This window comes from Falsiroseomonas tokyonensis (assembly GCF_019024325.1).
In the GTDB taxonomy this organism is placed as follows: domain Bacteria; phylum Pseudomonadota; class Alphaproteobacteria; order Acetobacterales; family Acetobacteraceae; genus Falsiroseomonas; species Falsiroseomonas tokyonensis.
The window spans coordinates 295,276-309,293 of sequence record NZ_JAFNJS010000002.1; the positions used below are offsets into that span (position 1 = coordinate 295,276).

The following is a 14,018-nucleotide window of genomic DNA, read 5'->3' on the forward strand; positions in this document are numbered from 1 at the left end:
CCTTCAGTCAGGCAGGATGGCGGTGGCCTCGATCTCGACGCGCGCTTCAGCCTCGACCAGCGCCACCACCTGCACCAGGGCCATGGCGGGGAAGTTGCGGCCCATCACGGCGCGATAGGCGGGGCTGAGTTCCGCCAGGCTGGCACGGTATTCGGCGATGTCCACCACATACCAAGTGAGGCGCGCCACATGCTCCGGCCCGCCGCCGGCCACCGCCAGCACCGCCAGGATGTTTTCGAGCGCCTGGCGCACCTGGGCAACGAAGCCCGTGGCAAATTTCCCGGTCGCATCCCAGCCGATCTGCCCGCCGACGACCACAATGCGCCCGCTTCCGATCATGCCGTTGGAATAGCCGCGCGGGGCGGGCCAGCCCGGCGGCTGCAGCGCGGTCAGCAGGTTATCGGGCATCCGCGCAACGCTCCTGGTAGCTTGTCAGCGCCGCGCGCAGATCGGCCGGGATCGGCACGGCGCGGCGTTCATCGAGATGGGTGGTGGCGGTCACCAGCTGCAGGCGCAGCAGCTCCGCCGATCCGCGATGCACATGCATGGTGAAGGCGTAGGACGCGCCGCCGATGCGGGTGATCAGCGGCGTCAGCAGCACTTGGTCGCCCATCAGGCCGGGGGCGAAGAAATCCGCCTCGGCATGGGCGAAGCCGGTGCCGATGCGGCGGGCGGCGTGCAGCGCGTGGAAATCGACGTCGAGCGCGTCGCGAAAAAAGTCCTCCACCGCGGCATTGGCGAGGGCGAACCAGCTGGCGAAGAAAACGATGCCGGCCGGGTCGCAGTCGCCAAAGCGGATGCGCGCGCTGGCATGGAAGGCGCGTGCGGGCAGGTTCTCAAAAGGCAGGGGAATCGGGCGGGTCATGCGCCGGCTTCGGCCTTCTGGCGCAGGGCGAAGCGCTGCAGCTTGCCGGTTTCCGTGCGCGGCAGGGATTCGCAGAAGACCACGCTGCGCGGGTATTTGTAGGGCGCGATCTCCGCCTTCACATGGTCCTGCAGGGCCTTGGCGAGCACGGGGTCGCCGCGAAAGCCGGGCTTCGGCACGATATAGGCCCGCACCACCATGCCACGTTCCGCATCAGGCGCGCCGACCACGCCGCATTCAGAAACGGAGGGGTGGGTCAACAATGCGGCCTCCACCTCCGGCCCCGCAATGTTGTAGCCGGCGGAGACGATCATGTCGTCGTTGCGCGCCTGGTACCAGAAATAGCCGTCCTCATCCTGGATGTAGGTATCGCCGGTGATGTTCCAGCCGTGCTGGACGTAGTTCGCCTGGCGCGGGTCATCGAGGTAGCGGCAGCCGGTCGGGCCCCTCACGGCGAGCCGCCCGGGCGTGCCGCGCGGTACCTCCTGCCCGGCCTCGTCCACGACCTTCGCGATATAGCCGGGCACGGGCAGCCCGGTGGCGCCAGGGCGGATGCGGTCCTCGGTGGCGCTGATGAAGATGTGGAGCATCTCGGTGGCGCCGATGCCGTCCATAAGCTTGAGGCCGGTGGCGGCGAGCCAGGCCTCGAAGATCGGCTTCGGCAGGGTTTCGCCGGCGGAGACGCATTTGCGCAGGCTCGACAGATCGTGCTGGGCGGCGTGGGCGGCCATGACGCGATAGGCGGTGGGGGCTGTGAAGCAGATGGTCGCGCGGTGCTGCGCGATGGCGGCGGGCAGATCCTCGGGCGGGGCGCGTTCCAGCAGCACGGCGCTGGCGCCGACGCGGAAGGGAAACAGCACCAGCCCGCCGAGGCCGAAGGTGAAGGCCAGCGGCGGGGAGCCGATGAAGATATCGGTGGGCTCGGGCCGCAGCACCTGCATGGCGTAGCCGTCGCAGATGGCCAGCATGTCGCGGTGGAAATGCAGCGTGCCCTTGGGCTCGCCGGTGGAGCCGCTGGTGAAGCCGATCAGGCAGATGTCGTCGGCGGCGCTGTCATGCGCGGGGAAGCCGGGCGCGGCCTGCTCGACCATCGCCTCCAGCATGCCATCGCCCCAGGTGACGAGGTGCCGCAGATCCGGCCCATCCGCCTTGCGGAGCTCGTCGGCCAGCCGCGCATCGCAGAGCGCATGCGTGATTCGCGCCTTGCGGAGCATCTGGCCGAGCTCCTTGGCGCGCAGCAGGGGCATGGAGGCGACCACCACGCCGCCTGCCTTCAGCACCGCAAAGTAGGCGGCGACCATCCAGGCATTGTTGGCGGAGCGCAGCAGCACGCGGTTGCCGGGCATCAGGCCGAGGCGTTCCACCAGCACGCGGGCGATGCGATCGACGCGATCGGCGAGCTGCGTGTAGGTCAGCGTTTCGGCCGGCGTGATGAGGGCAGGGTGGTCGCCGCGGCCGCGTTCGATATTGCGGTCCAGCAATTCGACGGCGCAGTTCAGCCGCGGCGGGTACTGGAATTCGGGCCGGTCGAGCAGGAAATCCGGCCACTGATCGCGGGGCGGCAGCCGGTCCTGGCAGAAGGTGTCACGCATCTCGTCCATCCTCGTTCTAGTCGAGTGACGTGCGAAGCTGGCGTTCGGATCGCGCGATGACGACGCGCTGAATCTCGGAGGCGCCTTCGTAAACGCGAAGCGCCCGGACCTCCCGGTACAATTCCTCGGCCTTATGGCCCTTGGTGACGCCGAGCCCGCCATGGATCTGGACGTTGCGGTCGGCGCAGCGTTGCGCGGCCTCGGTGGCGTGCAGCTTGGCCATGGAGGCCTCGCGGCTGACGCGCGGCGTGCCGGAATCCTTCAGCCAGGCGGCGCGATAGACGAGCAGGGCGGAGGCTTCGACATCCACGGCGCTGTCCGCGATGGCGGCCTGCGACATCTGCTGGTCGAACAGCGTGCCGCCGAAAATCTTCCGCGCGCTCGCGTGCTCCACCGTCATGTCCAGCGCGCGGCGGGCGAAACCGAGGGCGGCGGCGCCGACCGTCGCGCGGAAGACGTCGAGGGTGGACATCGCAACCTTGAAACCCTCGCCCGGCTTGCCGAGCATGTCCTCGGCGGCCACGCGCACATCCGCAAAATCCAGGCGGGCGAGGGGGTGCGGGGCGGTGACTTCGATGCGCTCGGCGACGGTCAGGCCTGGCGCATCGGCCGGCACGAGAAAGGCCGAAAGCCCCTTGGCGCCAGGCGCCTCGCCGGTGCGGGCGAAGACGATGGTGGTGGCCGCAATGCCGCCATTGCTGATCCAGGTTTTTTCGCCATTCAGCCGGTAATGGCCATTGCCATCGGGCGTCGCGGTCAGCGCGAGCGCAGACACGTCGCTGCCCGCCTCCGGCTCGCTCAGCGCGAAGGCGGCCAGCGCCGTGCCGGCGCGCGCACCCGCCAGCACTCGTTCCCGCTGCGCCGCGCTGCCGAACAGCGTGACAGGCCCGGTGCCGAGGCCCTGCATGGCAAAGGCGAAATCGGCGAGGCCGCTATGCCGCGCCAGGATATCGCGCGCGATGCAGAGCGACCGCACGTCCAGCACCCCGTCCGCCGGGCAGGGCACGCGCAGCAGCCCGGCCTCACCCATGGCGCGGGCCAGGCGGATGACGCTGGCATCCGCATCGTGCTCATCCGACAGCGCCTCGGCATGTTGCGCCGCCCAGGCCTCCACCTCCGCCGCCCATTCGCGGTGGCGCGGTTCGAAGAAGGGCCAGTCGAGGAAGGAGCTGTCGGCCATTAGTCGCCCTTGAAGACGGGGCGCTGCTTCGCCACGAAGGCGTCGAAGGCGCGCCGGAAATCCTGCGTGGTCATGCAGAGCGCCTGGGCCACCGCCTCGGCCTCGATCGCCTGCTCGATGGACATGGCCCATTCCATGGCAAGCATGCGCTTGGTCATGGCATGGGCGAAGGCCGGGCCTTCCGCGATGCCGCGCGCCATCTCGGCCGTTGCGTCCAGCACCGCCTCCGGCGCATGCAGCGCATTGAAGAAACCCCAGGCCAGGCCTTCCTCGCCGCCGAGGGACCGGCCGAGATAGAGCAGCTCGCTCGCCCGCCCCTGGCCGATGATGCGCGGCAGGATGGCGCAGGCGCCCATGTCGCAGCCGGCGAGGCCGACGCGGTTGAACAGGAAGGCCACCTTTGTCCGCGCCGTGCCGAGCCGCAAATCCGAGGCCATGGCGATGATCGCACCCGCGCCGGCGCAGATGCCGTCCACCGCCGCGAGGATCGGCTGCGGGCAGGCGCGCATCGCCTTCACCAGGTCGCCGGTCATGGCGGTGAAGGCCATCAGTCCACGCGTGTCGCGCTCCAGCAGCGGGCCGATGATCTCGTGCACGTCGCCGCCTGAACAAAAATTGCCGCCGGCGCCGGTGACGACGAAGGCGCGCACCTGTTCGTCATGTACCGCCGCCCGGAAGATGGCGGTGAGCTCGGCGTAGCTGTCGAAGGTCAGCGGGTTCTTGCGCTCCGGCCGGTTCAGCGTGAGCGTCGCGACGGCGCCCGCCACCTCCAGCTTCACATGCTGCGCGGCGTAAGCCGAGAGCGGGCCGGTGATGGCGGTGATCATGCGCTGGGCTCCGGCGGCAGGGCGTTGCGGACCGAGATTTTCGTGTGGCCGAGCAGGCGGAACAGCGCGCCACGCTCCACCGGCGTCACCCCGGCCAGAAGCTCCGCGATCCAGCCCTCATGCGCCGCGGATTGGCGGGCGAATTCGCGCCGGCCTTTTGCTGTCAGGCGCAGCAGCTGGGCGCGGCGATCGCCGGGGCGGGCACGGCGCTCGATCAGGCCCTCCGCCTCCAGCCGCGTGGCGAGGCCGGTGACATTGCCGTTGCTGACCATCATGCGGCGCGAGACCTCGCCCAGCGACAGCCCTTCCGGCGCGCGGTCCAGCGCGGCCAGCAGGTCGAAGCGGGGCAGGGTGGTGTCGAAGTCGCGGCGGAGGCGGGAGCGGATCTCACCCTCGATCAGCGTGGTGCAGGTCAGCAGCCGCAGCCAGAGGCGCAGCTCGTCCTTGTGGCCGGGGGGCGCATGGGCGAGGGCGGTCTCGGCATCCACGCTCATGTCTCGCCCCCATCCACCGCGATGGCCTGGCCATTGATGGCGCCGCTGCCGGGCCAGCAGAGTGCCAGCGCCGCGGCCGCCACTTCCGCCGGCTGCACCAGGCGGCGCTGCGGGTTGTGTTTTGCGAGCTCCGCGCGCGCGGCGGCTTCGTCGCGGCCGGTCTTCGCCATGATGCGGGCGACGGACTCCGCCACTATGTCGGTCTCGGTGAAGCCGGGGCAGATCGCGTTCACCGTCACGCCCTTGGTCGCCACTTCCTGCGCCAGGGACCGCACCAGGCCGAGCAGCCCGTGCTTGGCGGCGGCATAGGCGGTGACATAGGGATAGCCCTTGAGGCTGGCGGTGGAGGCCACCATCACCACGCGGCCGAAGCCAGCCTCGATCATGCCCGGCAGAACGGCCTGCGTGACCGCAACGGCGCCCATGACATTCACGCGCCACATTCGATCGAACAGCGCCGCATCCGATTTCAGGAAGAGCGCGCTTTCGGCCGCGCCGGCGGCATGCAGCAGGATGTCGAAACGCGGCAGCGCCGGCAGGGCATTGATATCGGCCGCGATGTGAACCGCGGCATCCCCCGCCGCCACCCGCGCCCGCAGCGGCGCCTCACGCCGCCCCAGCACCGTCACCCGCGCCCCGGCCGCCGTCAGCGCCGCGGCGCAGGCGGCGCCGATGCCGCTGCCGCCACCGGTCACCAATGCCGTCCTGCCCTGGATTGTGCCCGCCTGCATGATGCTTGAAGCCTAAAACATTGCGCGGGCCTTGCGCAACATCCGGTTGAACCCTCATTCCTTGAAGCCTAAACTATTCCAGAGAGCGACCAGGGGGCCGAGGTGATGCGGATCGCGGTGATCGGTGGCGGCCCGGCGGGCCTGTATTTCGCCATCCTGACGAAGCGGGATTTTCCGGCCTCCCGCATCACGGTGGTGGAGCGGAACCAGGCCGAGGACACCTTCGGCTTCGGCGTGGTCTTCAGCGACGCCACGCTGGACGCTTTCAAGCAGGCGGATGAGCCGAGCTATCGCGCCATCACCGAAAGCTTTGCCTATTGGGACGACATCGCGATTGTCGCCAAGGGGCAGGAGCACCGCGTTGGCGGTAACGGATTCTGCGGATGTTCGCGCCGCACGCTGCTGATGCTGCTCGCCGCGCGGGCCCGAGAGCTGGGCGTGGAGCTGGAGTTCCGGCGCGAAGCCTCGCCCGAGGATTTCCCGGATGCCGACCTGGTCGTCGCCGCGGACGGCATCAACTCCCCCATCCGCGAGCGCTTCGCGGAGCATTTCCAGCCCGAGGTCGACCTCCGCCCCAACCGCTTCGCCTGGATGGGCAGCACCCGGCCCTTCGACGCCTTCACCTTCTTCTTCAAGGAAACGCCGCACGGCATCTTCATCGCCCATTGCTACCAGTACGAGGCCGGCGCCAGCACCTGGGTGCTGGAGACGGACCCCGAGACTTTTGCGAAGGCTGGGCTGGAGGGCATGGACGAGGCGGCGAGCGCCGCTTTCCTCGAAGGCGTTTTCGCCGAGGAATTGCAGGGCCACCGCCTGATCACCAACCGCAGCCAGTGGCGCCGCTTCCCCACCATCAAATGCGCCCGCTGGGTGCGCGGCAATGTGGTGCTGCTGGGTGATGCCAAGGCCAGCGCGCATTTCTCCATCGGCTCCGGCACCAAGCTGGCCATGGAGGATGCCATCGCGCTGCACCAGGCCTGCCGGGCCGAGAGCAACGTGGCCAGCGCCCTGCACGCCTTCGAGACCGGGCGGCGGGAGGATGTGGAGAAGACGCAGCACGCCGCCAATGTCTCCCTCGTCTGGTTCGAGCATGTGAAGCGCTTTTGGGGATTCTCGCCGACGCGCTTCGCCTTCGGCGTGATGACACGCAGCAAGGCCATCACTTGGGACAATCTGGCGCTGCGCGCGCCGGATTTCGTGGCGGAGACGCAGCGCGCGGTGGCGGAGGAGGCGGGCGGTGACCCGCGCAGGCCGCCGATGTTCCAGCCGCTGGCGCTGCGCGACATGAAGCTGGCGAACCGCGTCGTCGTCTCGCCCATGTGCATGTACTCGGCGCAGAACGGTGTGCCCGGCGACTTCCATCTCGCGCATTACGGCGCGCGGGCCATGGGCGGCGCCGGGCTGGTCTTTACGGAAATGACCTGCGTCTCGCCGGAGGCGCGCATCACCCCGGGCTGCGCCGGGCTATGGAACGACGCGCAGCAGGCGGCCTGGACCCGCATCGTCGATCTGGTGCATGCGACCTCGGCCGCAAAGATCTGCCTGCAGCTCGGCCATGCCGGCCGCAAGGGCGCGACCAAGCTGATGTGGGAAGGCATGGACCAGCCGCTGGAGGCCGGCGCCTGGCCGATCCTCTCCGCCAGCCCGATCCCCTACTACAAGCACAGCCAGGTGCCGCGTGAGATGACGCGGGACGACATGGACCAGGTGAAGGCGGATTTCGTCGCCGCCGCCGAACGCGGCCTCGCCTGCGGCTTCGACATGCTGGAGCTGCATTGCGCCCATGGCTATCTGCTGGCGAGCTTCCTTTCGCCGCTGACCAATTCGCGCACCGATGAGTATGGCGGCCCGATCGAGAACCGCCTTCGCTACCCGCTGGAAGTCTTCGCGGCACTCCGCGCCACCTGGCCGGCGGAAAAGCCGATGTCGGTGCGCATCTCTGCCACCGACTGGGCGGAGGGCGGCCTTTCGGATGCGGATTGCCTGGCCATCGCGCGCGCCTTTGTCGCCGCCGGCGTGGATCTGGTGGATGTCTCCACCGGCCAGACGGTGGCCGATGCCAGCCCGGTCTATGGCCGCATGTTCCAGCTTCCCTGGGCCGACATGATCCGCAACGAGGCCGGCGTGGCCGTGATGTGCGTGGGCAACATCACCAGCGCGGACCAGGTGAACACCATCATCGCCGCGGGGCGCGCAGATCTGGTGGCGCTCGGGCGCCCGCATCTGACGGACCCCTTCTTCACCCTGCATGCCGCAGCAGCTTATGGCGTGCGGGATGTCGCCTGCCCGCCGCAATACCGCTGGGGCCAGGCTGCCGCGCTGCGCAATGCGGCGAAGGACCAGGCGGAACTGCGGGAGCTGAAGCTGAAGGCTCGGCCGGCGAGCCATGCACCGCGGGCGGCGGAATAGCGCCTCCCGCGGGATCGGCGCGCATCAGCCGCGCGGGGCGGCGGCGGGCAGCTCGACGCGCAGGCTGTTCTCGCCGCGGCTGAACACCGCCGGCACGGTGCCGGCCGGGGCGCGCTGCACGAACTGGTCATCGAGATAGGTCACGATGACCTCGCTGCCCGTCACCTGCCGCACCGCCACGGCGCCGCCGCCGAGGATATTGCCCTGCGGGCCGGGCCCATAGACGATCTCGGCGCTTTCGCCGGAACCGATGGTGCGGGGAAACTGGTCCTGGGCGAAGGCGCCCTGGCTCGACAGGCCGGCCAGCAGGGCGGTGGCGGCGAGGAGGCTGCGGAGGGTGGTGCTCATGTCTGCGATCTTTCCAGTTTGTGAGGCAGTCGACCCGATGTCGCTGCCGGTGACGGGAAGATGCCGCCGTAGCCCGCCCCGCGGGATTGCCTGTTCCTCTTCGCCCGGTATGCGCGGATGCATGGCTCCGTGACGACGCCAAGGCATCTGGACTGGAGCCTGCTGCAGGCCTTCGTCCTGGTGATGCGGACCGGCAGCCTCTCCGCCGCCGCGATCCAGCTGAAGCTCACCCAGCCCACCGTCGGCCGGCAGATCCGTACGCTGGAGGAAGCGGTGGGGGAGGCGCTGTTTGACCGCACGCCGCAGGGCCTGCGCCCGACCGATCGGGCCCAGGCGCTGTTCGACCATGCGCTGGGCCTGGAACAGGCGGCGCAGGCGCTGGCCACTGCCATGGCGGGCAAGCTGGATTCCCCCACCGGCACGGTGCGCGTCACCACCAGCGAGCCCTTCGCCGTGGAACGCCTGCCCGTCCTGCTGAACCCCTTCATGGAAGCCAATCCCGGCATCACCATCGAGATGCTGGCCAGCAACCAGGTGGAGAACCTGCTGCGGCGTGACGCCGATATCGCCATCCGCTTCGCGCGGCCGGAGCAGCCGGACCTGGTGGCGCGCCAGGTCGGCATGATGGAGCTCGGCGTCTTCGCGCAGGAGGGCTACCTCGCCCGGCACGGGGAGCCGCAGACCCTGGCGGAGCTGGCGCAGCACCGCATGGTGGGCTTCGACCGCGACCCCTTCGCGCGGCGCGTGGCAGAACGATTGGCGCTGCCGGTGGAGAGCTGGCGGGTGGTTTATCGCTCCGACAGCATGGTGGGCCAGCATGCGGCCGTGCGCGCCGGGCTCGGCATTGGCGTCATGCAGGTGGCGGTCGGCGAACGCGCCGGGCTGCGGCGGCTGATGCAGGCGGAATTCGCGCCGAAGCAGGCGGTCTGGCTGGTGGCGCATGCCGATGTCCGCCAGGGCCGCCGCTTCCGCGCGGTCTTCGACCATCTGGCGGCGGTGCTGCCGGGCGAATTCCGGGGCTGAATTCTACAGATGCAGGTAGGTGTCGCGCACCTCCGGCGCCGCCTCCAGCTCGGCGCTGGTGCCGGTCCAGACCGTGCGGCCCTTCTCGATCACCACATGGCGGTCGGCGAGGCGCGAGACGGCGGCGAGGTTCTTGTCGATCAGCAGGATCGCCTGGCCCTCCGCCTTCAGCTGCGCCAGCACGGACCAGATCTCGGCGCGGATCAGCGGCGCCAGGCCCTCGGTCGCCTCATCCAGGATGAGCAGCCGCGGATTGGTCATCAGCGCGCGGCCGATCGCCACCATCTGCTGCTCGCCGCCCGAGAGTTTGGCGCCGGCATTGCGGCGGCGTTCGCGCAGGCGGGGGAAGAAGTCGTAGACCGCGGGAAGGGTCCAGCGCGGCGCGCCAGCGCCGCGATGCGCGGCGGTGGCCAGCAGGTTTTCCTCCACCGTCAGGGTCGGGAAGACCTGGCGGCCCTCCGGTACCAGGCCGAGGCCCTGCTGCGCCAGGCGATGCGCGGGCAGGCCGGCGACCGCGCGGTTGTCCAGCACGATCTCCCCGCCCCAGATGCGACCGCCGACGCTCGGCAGCAGGCCCATGATGGCGCGGATGGTGGTGGTCTTGCCCATGCCGTTGCGGCCGAGCAGGGTCACCACCTCGCCGGGCCGGACTTCCAGATTCACGTCGAACAGCACCTGGCTGCCGCCATAGCCGGCGGTGAGGGATTCGAGCCTCAGCATGATGCCATAAGGGGAATGTCGTCCTCGCCGAGATAGGCGGCGCGGACCTCGGGGTTCTCGCGGATGCGGTCCGGCGTGCCGGTGGCGATCAGGCGGCCATAGACGAGGACGGAGATGCGGTCCGCCATGGCGAAGACGGCCTGCATGTCGTGCTCGACTAGCACGATGGTGTAGCGGCCACGCAAACCGCGCAGCAGGCCGACCAACCGCTCCGTCTCCTCCGGCCCCGCGCCGGCCAGTGGCTCGTCCAGCAGCAGCAGGCGCGGCTGGGTGGCGAGCGCGATGGCGAGCTCGAGCTGGCGTTTTTCGCCGTGGCTCATGGCGCCCGCCGGCGTCGCGGCGCGATGGGCGAGGCCCACCTGGTCGAGGGCCGCCATCGCCGCCGTGTTCAGGCGGCGTTCCGTGGCGGCGGGGCGGAAGAAGCGGAAGGAGGTGCCGTCGCCGGCCTGCACGGCCAGCGCCGTGTTCTCCAGCGCGGAAAAGGCCGGGATGATCGAGGTGATCTGGAAGGACCGCGCCAGGCCAAGGCGCGCGCGGCGGTGCAGCGGCAGGCCGGTGACGTCGCGGCCCGCGAAGAGGATGCGGCCGGAATCGATGGGCAGCACGCCGCTGATCTCGTTGATCAGCGTAGTCTTGCCGGCGCCGTTCGGGCCGATGATGGCGTGGATCTCGCCCGGCGCGACATCGAGCGAGACGTCGTCCGTGACGGTCAGCGCACCGAAGCGCTTGCGCAGGCTGCGGAGCGCGAGCACGGCCTCAGCCACGGCGCAGCATCCGGCCGAGTTGCGCCGGCAGGCCGGCGAGGCCGTGCGGCAGGAAGAGCACGGCGAGGATCAGCAGCACGCCGAAGATCATGCGCCAATGCTCCCACTGATGCGCCAGCCACTCCTCCAGCAGCACGAAGCCGAGCGCACCGATCAGCGCGCCATGCAGGCCGGAGAGGCCGCCGAGGATCACCATGAACAGCAGCTCGCCGGAGCGCTGCCAGGAGATATAGGCCGGTGCGACGAATTCGGTGGCATTGGCAAACAGGAAGCCGGCCGCGCCGCCGATGGCGCCCGCGATGACATAGGCGGTGAGGCGATAGGGATAGGGCGAGAAGCCGAGCGCCTGCGCCCGCATCGGATTGCCGCGCACCGCGCGCAGCACCCGGCCGAAGCGGGAGGCGAGCAGCATGTGACAGAGCAGCCAGCTCGCCGTCAGCGCGCCCAGGCAGACGAAGTGAAAGACCAGGCGGTCCGACAGGATGCGCGTGCCATTCACCTCGCTCCGCGCATAGAGCGTGTAGCCATCATCGCCGCCATAGCCGGAGAGCGAGCTGGCGGTGAAGAAGGCCATCTGTCCGAAGGCCAGCGTGATCATGATGAAATGCACGCCGCTGGTGCGGATTGCGATGGCGCCGGTGACCAGCGCGAAGCCGGCCGCCGCCAGCATCGCCACAGGCAGGACGACCATTGCATCGACGACCTGCAGATCGTCCAGGATCACCACCGCATAGGCGCCAAAACCCAGCATCGCCGCATGGCCGAGCGACACCAGCCCGGCCCCGCCCACGATGAAGGAGAGCGAGACAGCGGCCATGGCCAGGATCATGGCGCGGGCGAGCAGGGTGAGAATGTAGCCCTCGCCGAAGCCGGCGAAGGGCGCCAGGCCGAGGGCAGCCAGCAGCAGCAGCGCCGGCGCTTCCTTCCGCAGCCAGCCCATCAGGACGCGCGCACCGGAAACAGTCCCGCTGGCCGAAATGCAAGGATCGCGGCCATGGCGATGTAGATCAGCATGGAGGCCAACGCCGCGCCCACCTGCCGCGCCGCGGAGGGATCGAGGAACAGCCGCATCAGGTCCGGCGCCATGGTGCGGCCCAGCGTCTCCACCAGCCCGACCAGCAGCGCCGCGAGGAAGGCGCCGCGGATGGAGCCGATGCCGCCGATGACGATGACGACGAAGGCGAGGATCAGCAGGTTGTCGCCCATGCCGGCCTCCACCGAGAGGATCGGCGCCGCCATCACCCCCGCGAAACCCGCCAGCATGGCGCCGAAGCCGAAGACCAGCATGAAGAGCCGGCGGATATCCACGCCCAGTGCCGCGACCATCGGCGCATTGGTGGCGCCCGCGCGGATCAGCATGCCGACGCGCGTGCGCTCCACCAGCCACCAGAGCAGCCCCGCGGTGGCGAGGCCACCGGCGATGATCGCCAGGCGATAGTGCGGGTAGAGCAGCCCGTCCATGATCGGGAAGCCGCCGGTCAGCGCCGCGGGCATCGGCACCTGCAGCGGCGCGGAGCCGAACAGCAGTTTCACCCCGTCGTTCAGGATGAGAATGACGCCGAAGGTGGCCAGCACCTGCGCCATGTGGTCGCGGTCATACAGATGCCGGAACACCAGGAATTCCAGCACTAAGCCGACCAGCAGCGTCGCCGGCAGCGCCAGCAGCAGCGCGATCCAGAAGCTGTCCGTCTGCGCGGCGAAGTAGGCCGCGAAATAGGCGCCGAGCATGTACTGCACGCCATGCGCCAGGTTGATGAAATCCATCACCCCGAAGACCAGCGTCAGCCCGGCGGCGACGAGAAAAAGCAGGATGCCGAGCTGCAGCCCGTTCAAACCCTGGACGAGCAGCAGCGTCAGCGACATGCGTCAGCCCGCCGGCATGCGGCACTGCGCCGCGAAGGGGTCGGTCACGTTGTCATAGACCTTGCGCACATGCTCGGTCTGGAACTTGCCATCCGGCCGCTGCGCCACCTTGGCCAGCCAGAAATCCTGCACCGGGAAGTGGTTGGCGCCGAAGGCGAAGTTGCCGCGCACGCTGCGGAAATCCGCCGCCTTGATGGCGTTGCGAAGCGCGCTCTTGTCGGCCAGGTTGCCGCCGGTCTTGGTCACGGCGCTGCCGAGCAGGATCGCGGCGTCATAGGCATGCGCGGCGTAGCTGGCCGGCACGTAGTTGAACTGCGCCTCGAAGTCGCGGACGAAGCGGGCGTTCTGCTCATTAGGCAGCGTGGGCGTCCAGCTCGTGCCGGTCTGGAAGCCGATGGCCGCCTCGCCCTGCGCGGGGAGGGAGGCCTCGTCCACCGTGAAGGCCGACAGGAACGGGATATTGGCGAGGCCCGCCTGGCGGTACTGCCGCACGATGGCGACGCCCAATCCGCCCGGCATGAAGGTGAAGACCGCATCCGGCCGCGCCGCGGCGATGCGCGCGAGCTCGGCGGAAAAGTCCATCTGGGTCAGCGGCGTGAACATCTCGTCCACCACCGTGCCCTTGTATTCGGACTTGAAGCCCGCGACCGCGTCGCGCCCCGCCTGGTAGTTCGGCGCCAGCAGCATCACGCGGCCATAGCCGGCATCCTGCGCCGCCTTGCCCATCACCGCGTGGTTCTGGTCGTTCACATAGGAGGTGGCGAAGAAATACGGGTTGCAGCCACGGCCGGCGAAGGGGGAGGGGCCGGCATTGGTGGAGATCAGGAAGGTCTGGCTATCCGTCACCGGGCGCATGATCGCGGCCAGGATGTTCGAGAAGACCACGCCGACGACGAAATCGACCTTGTCGCGTTCCAGCGCCGCGCGAACCTTGGTGACGGCGGCATCGGGGCGCAGCTCGTCGTCGATCAGCAGCACCTCCGCCGCGCGACCGCCCAGCTTGCCGTCCAGGTGGCGCATGCCGAGCAGGAAGCCGTCCCGCAGATGCGTGCCCAGCGTCGCCGCGGGACCCGTGGCGAGCGCCACCAGCCCGATCTTCACCGGCGCGGCCTGCGCCCGCGCCACCATCGGCGCGGCCAGCGCGCCCGCCGCCAAACCCAGCGCATGGCGCCGGCCGAATTGGATGCTCATCATGGTCCCTC

General features: G+C 69.5%; 15 protein-coding genes. 2 read left to right on the forward strand and 13 right to left on the reverse strand.

Annotated elements, in window-relative coordinates; all coding sequences use genetic code 11:
• Positions 1-3: 3 nt before the first annotated feature.
• From J3S20_RS07580 to J3S20_RS07610, 7 genes are read right to left on the reverse strand one after another with little or no spacing between them, the layout of a single operon-like run.
• A complete protein-coding gene (locus J3S20_RS07580) occupies positions 4-408 on the reverse strand; it encodes a RidA family protein (RefSeq protein WP_216835845.1) in 405 nt (134 codons plus the stop codon).
• Positions 398-865 (reverse strand): acyl-CoA thioesterase, encoded by a 468-nt coding sequence (locus tag J3S20_RS07585; protein ID WP_216835846.1) that lies wholly within the window; start codon positions 863-865, stop codon positions 398-400. Before J3S20_RS07585 ends, J3S20_RS07580 begins: the two co-directional genes overlap by 11 nt.
• Positions 862-2,457: an AMP-binding protein gene (locus J3S20_RS07590; protein ID WP_246602481.1), complete on the reverse strand. Its 1,596-nt coding sequence runs from the start codon at positions 2,455-2,457 to the stop codon at positions 862-864. Before J3S20_RS07590 ends, J3S20_RS07585 begins: the two co-directional genes overlap by 4 nt.
• Before the next feature lie 16 nt (positions 2,458-2,473).
• Entirely contained in the window at positions 2,474-3,637 is a 1,164-nt protein-coding gene (locus tag J3S20_RS07595; RefSeq protein WP_216835848.1) for an acyl-CoA dehydrogenase family protein, read from the reverse strand.
• Entirely contained in the window at positions 3,637-4,464 is an 828-nt protein-coding gene (locus J3S20_RS07600) for an enoyl-CoA hydratase family protein (protein ID WP_216835849.1), read from the reverse strand. Before J3S20_RS07600 ends, J3S20_RS07595 begins: the two co-directional genes overlap by 1 nt.
• Positions 4,461-4,958: a MarR family winged helix-turn-helix transcriptional regulator gene (locus J3S20_RS07605; protein WP_216835850.1), complete on the reverse strand. Its 498-nt coding sequence runs from the start codon at positions 4,956-4,958 to the stop codon at positions 4,461-4,463. Before J3S20_RS07605 ends, J3S20_RS07600 begins: the two co-directional genes overlap by 4 nt.
• Complete coding sequence (locus J3S20_RS07610) at positions 4,955-5,689, reverse strand: SDR family NAD(P)-dependent oxidoreductase (protein WP_216835851.1); 735 nt, start codon at positions 5,687-5,689, stop codon at positions 4,955-4,957. Before J3S20_RS07610 ends, J3S20_RS07605 begins: the two co-directional genes overlap by 4 nt.
• Positions 5,690-5,794: 105 nt before the next feature.
• Here J3S20_RS07610 and J3S20_RS07615 point away from each other — a divergent pair, with 105 nt between their 5' ends.
• Positions 5,795-8,098, forward strand: coding sequence for a bifunctional salicylyl-CoA 5-hydroxylase/oxidoreductase (locus tag J3S20_RS07615; protein WP_216835852.1), 2,304 nt, complete (start codon positions 5,795-5,797; stop codon positions 8,096-8,098).
• Positions 8,099-8,122: 24 nt separating this feature from the next.
• Here J3S20_RS07615 and J3S20_RS07620 read toward each other — a convergent pair whose 3' ends face one another.
• A complete protein-coding gene (locus tag J3S20_RS07620; RefSeq protein WP_216835853.1) occupies positions 8,123-8,446 on the reverse strand; it encodes a hypothetical protein in 324 nt (107 codons plus the stop codon).
• Between the two features lie 129 nt (positions 8,447-8,575).
• Here J3S20_RS07620 and J3S20_RS07625 point away from each other — a divergent pair, with 129 nt between their 5' ends.
• On the forward strand, positions 8,576-9,469 hold the full coding sequence (locus tag J3S20_RS07625; RefSeq protein ID WP_216835854.1) for a LysR family transcriptional regulator: 894 nt from the start codon (positions 8,576-8,578) through the stop codon (positions 9,467-9,469).
• Positions 9,470-9,472: 3 nt separating this feature from the next.
• Here J3S20_RS07625 and J3S20_RS07630 read toward each other — a convergent pair whose 3' ends face one another.
• Genes J3S20_RS07630 through J3S20_RS07650 form a run of 5 tightly spaced genes read right to left on the reverse strand, consistent with a single transcriptional unit; the run spans position 9,473 to position 14,010 of the window.
• A complete protein-coding gene (locus J3S20_RS07630) occupies positions 9,473-10,189 on the reverse strand; it encodes an ABC transporter ATP-binding protein (protein ID WP_216835855.1) in 717 nt (238 codons plus the stop codon).
• The gene (locus tag J3S20_RS07635) at positions 10,183-10,953 is read right to left on the reverse strand and encodes an ABC transporter ATP-binding protein (protein WP_216835856.1); all 771 of its coding nucleotides are present in this window, start codon (positions 10,951-10,953) and stop codon (positions 10,183-10,185) included. Before J3S20_RS07635 ends, J3S20_RS07630 begins: the two co-directional genes overlap by 7 nt.
• Complete coding sequence (locus tag J3S20_RS07640; protein WP_246602483.1) at positions 10,946-11,893, reverse strand: branched-chain amino acid ABC transporter permease; 948 nt, start codon at positions 11,891-11,893, stop codon at positions 10,946-10,948. Before J3S20_RS07640 ends, J3S20_RS07635 begins: the two co-directional genes overlap by 8 nt.
• Complete coding sequence (locus J3S20_RS07645) at positions 11,893-12,816, reverse strand: branched-chain amino acid ABC transporter permease (protein WP_216835857.1); 924 nt, start codon at positions 12,814-12,816, stop codon at positions 11,893-11,895. The genes J3S20_RS07640 and J3S20_RS07645 overlap by 1 nt, the downstream gene beginning before the upstream one ends.
• Positions 12,817-12,819: 3 nt before the next feature.
• Positions 12,820-14,010 carry an ABC transporter substrate-binding protein gene (locus J3S20_RS07650; protein WP_216835858.1) on the reverse strand — a complete coding sequence of 397 codons (1,191 nt, stop codon included), beginning with the start codon at positions 14,008-14,010 and terminating at the stop codon, positions 12,820-12,822.
• Positions 14,011-14,018 lie beyond the last annotated feature (8 nt).

Bases quoted from the DNA above. Each gene is read 5' to 3' on its own strand.
- J3S20_RS07580 (WP_216835845.1), bottom strand. From the start codon at position 408: ATGCCCGATAACCTGCTGACCGCGCTGCAGCCGCCGGGCTGGCCCGCC.
- J3S20_RS07585 (WP_216835846.1), bottom strand. From the start codon at position 865: ATGACCCGCCCGATTCCCCTGCCTTTTGAGAACCTGCCCGCACGCGCC.
- J3S20_RS07590 (WP_246602481.1), bottom strand. From the start codon at position 2,457: ATGCGTGACACCTTCTGCCAGGACCGGCTGCCGCCCCGCGATCAGTGG.
- J3S20_RS07595 (WP_216835848.1), bottom strand. From the start codon at position 3,637: ATGGCCGACAGCTCCTTCCTCGACTGGCCCTTCTTCGAACCGCGCCAC.
- J3S20_RS07600 (WP_216835849.1), bottom strand. From the start codon at position 4,464: ATGATCACCGCCATCACCGGCCCGCTCTCGGCTTACGCCGCGCAGCAT.
- J3S20_RS07605 (WP_216835850.1), bottom strand. From the start codon at position 4,958: ATGAGCGTGGATGCCGAGACCGCCCTCGCCCATGCGCCCCCCGGCCAC.
- J3S20_RS07610 (WP_216835851.1), bottom strand. From the start codon at position 5,689: ATGCAGGCGGGCACAATCCAGGGCAGGACGGCATTGGTGACCGGTGGC.
- J3S20_RS07615 (WP_216835852.1), top strand. From the start codon at position 5,795: ATGCGGATCGCGGTGATCGGTGGCGGCCCGGCGGGCCTGTATTTCGCC.
- J3S20_RS07620 (WP_216835853.1), bottom strand. From the start codon at position 8,446: ATGAGCACCACCCTCCGCAGCCTCCTCGCCGCCACCGCCCTGCTGGCC.
- J3S20_RS07630 (WP_216835855.1), bottom strand. From the start codon at position 10,189: ATGCTGAGGCTCGAATCCCTCACCGCCGGCTATGGCGGCAGCCAGGTG.
- J3S20_RS07640 (WP_246602483.1), bottom strand. From the start codon at position 11,893: ATGGGCTGGCTGCGGAAGGAAGCGCCGGCGCTGCTGCTGCTGGCTGCC.
- J3S20_RS07645 (WP_216835857.1), bottom strand. From the start codon at position 12,816: ATGTCGCTGACGCTGCTGCTCGTCCAGGGTTTGAACGGGCTGCAGCTC.
- J3S20_RS07650 (WP_216835858.1), bottom strand. From the start codon at position 14,010: ATGATGAGCATCCAATTCGGCCGGCGCCATGCGCTGGGTTTGGCGGCG.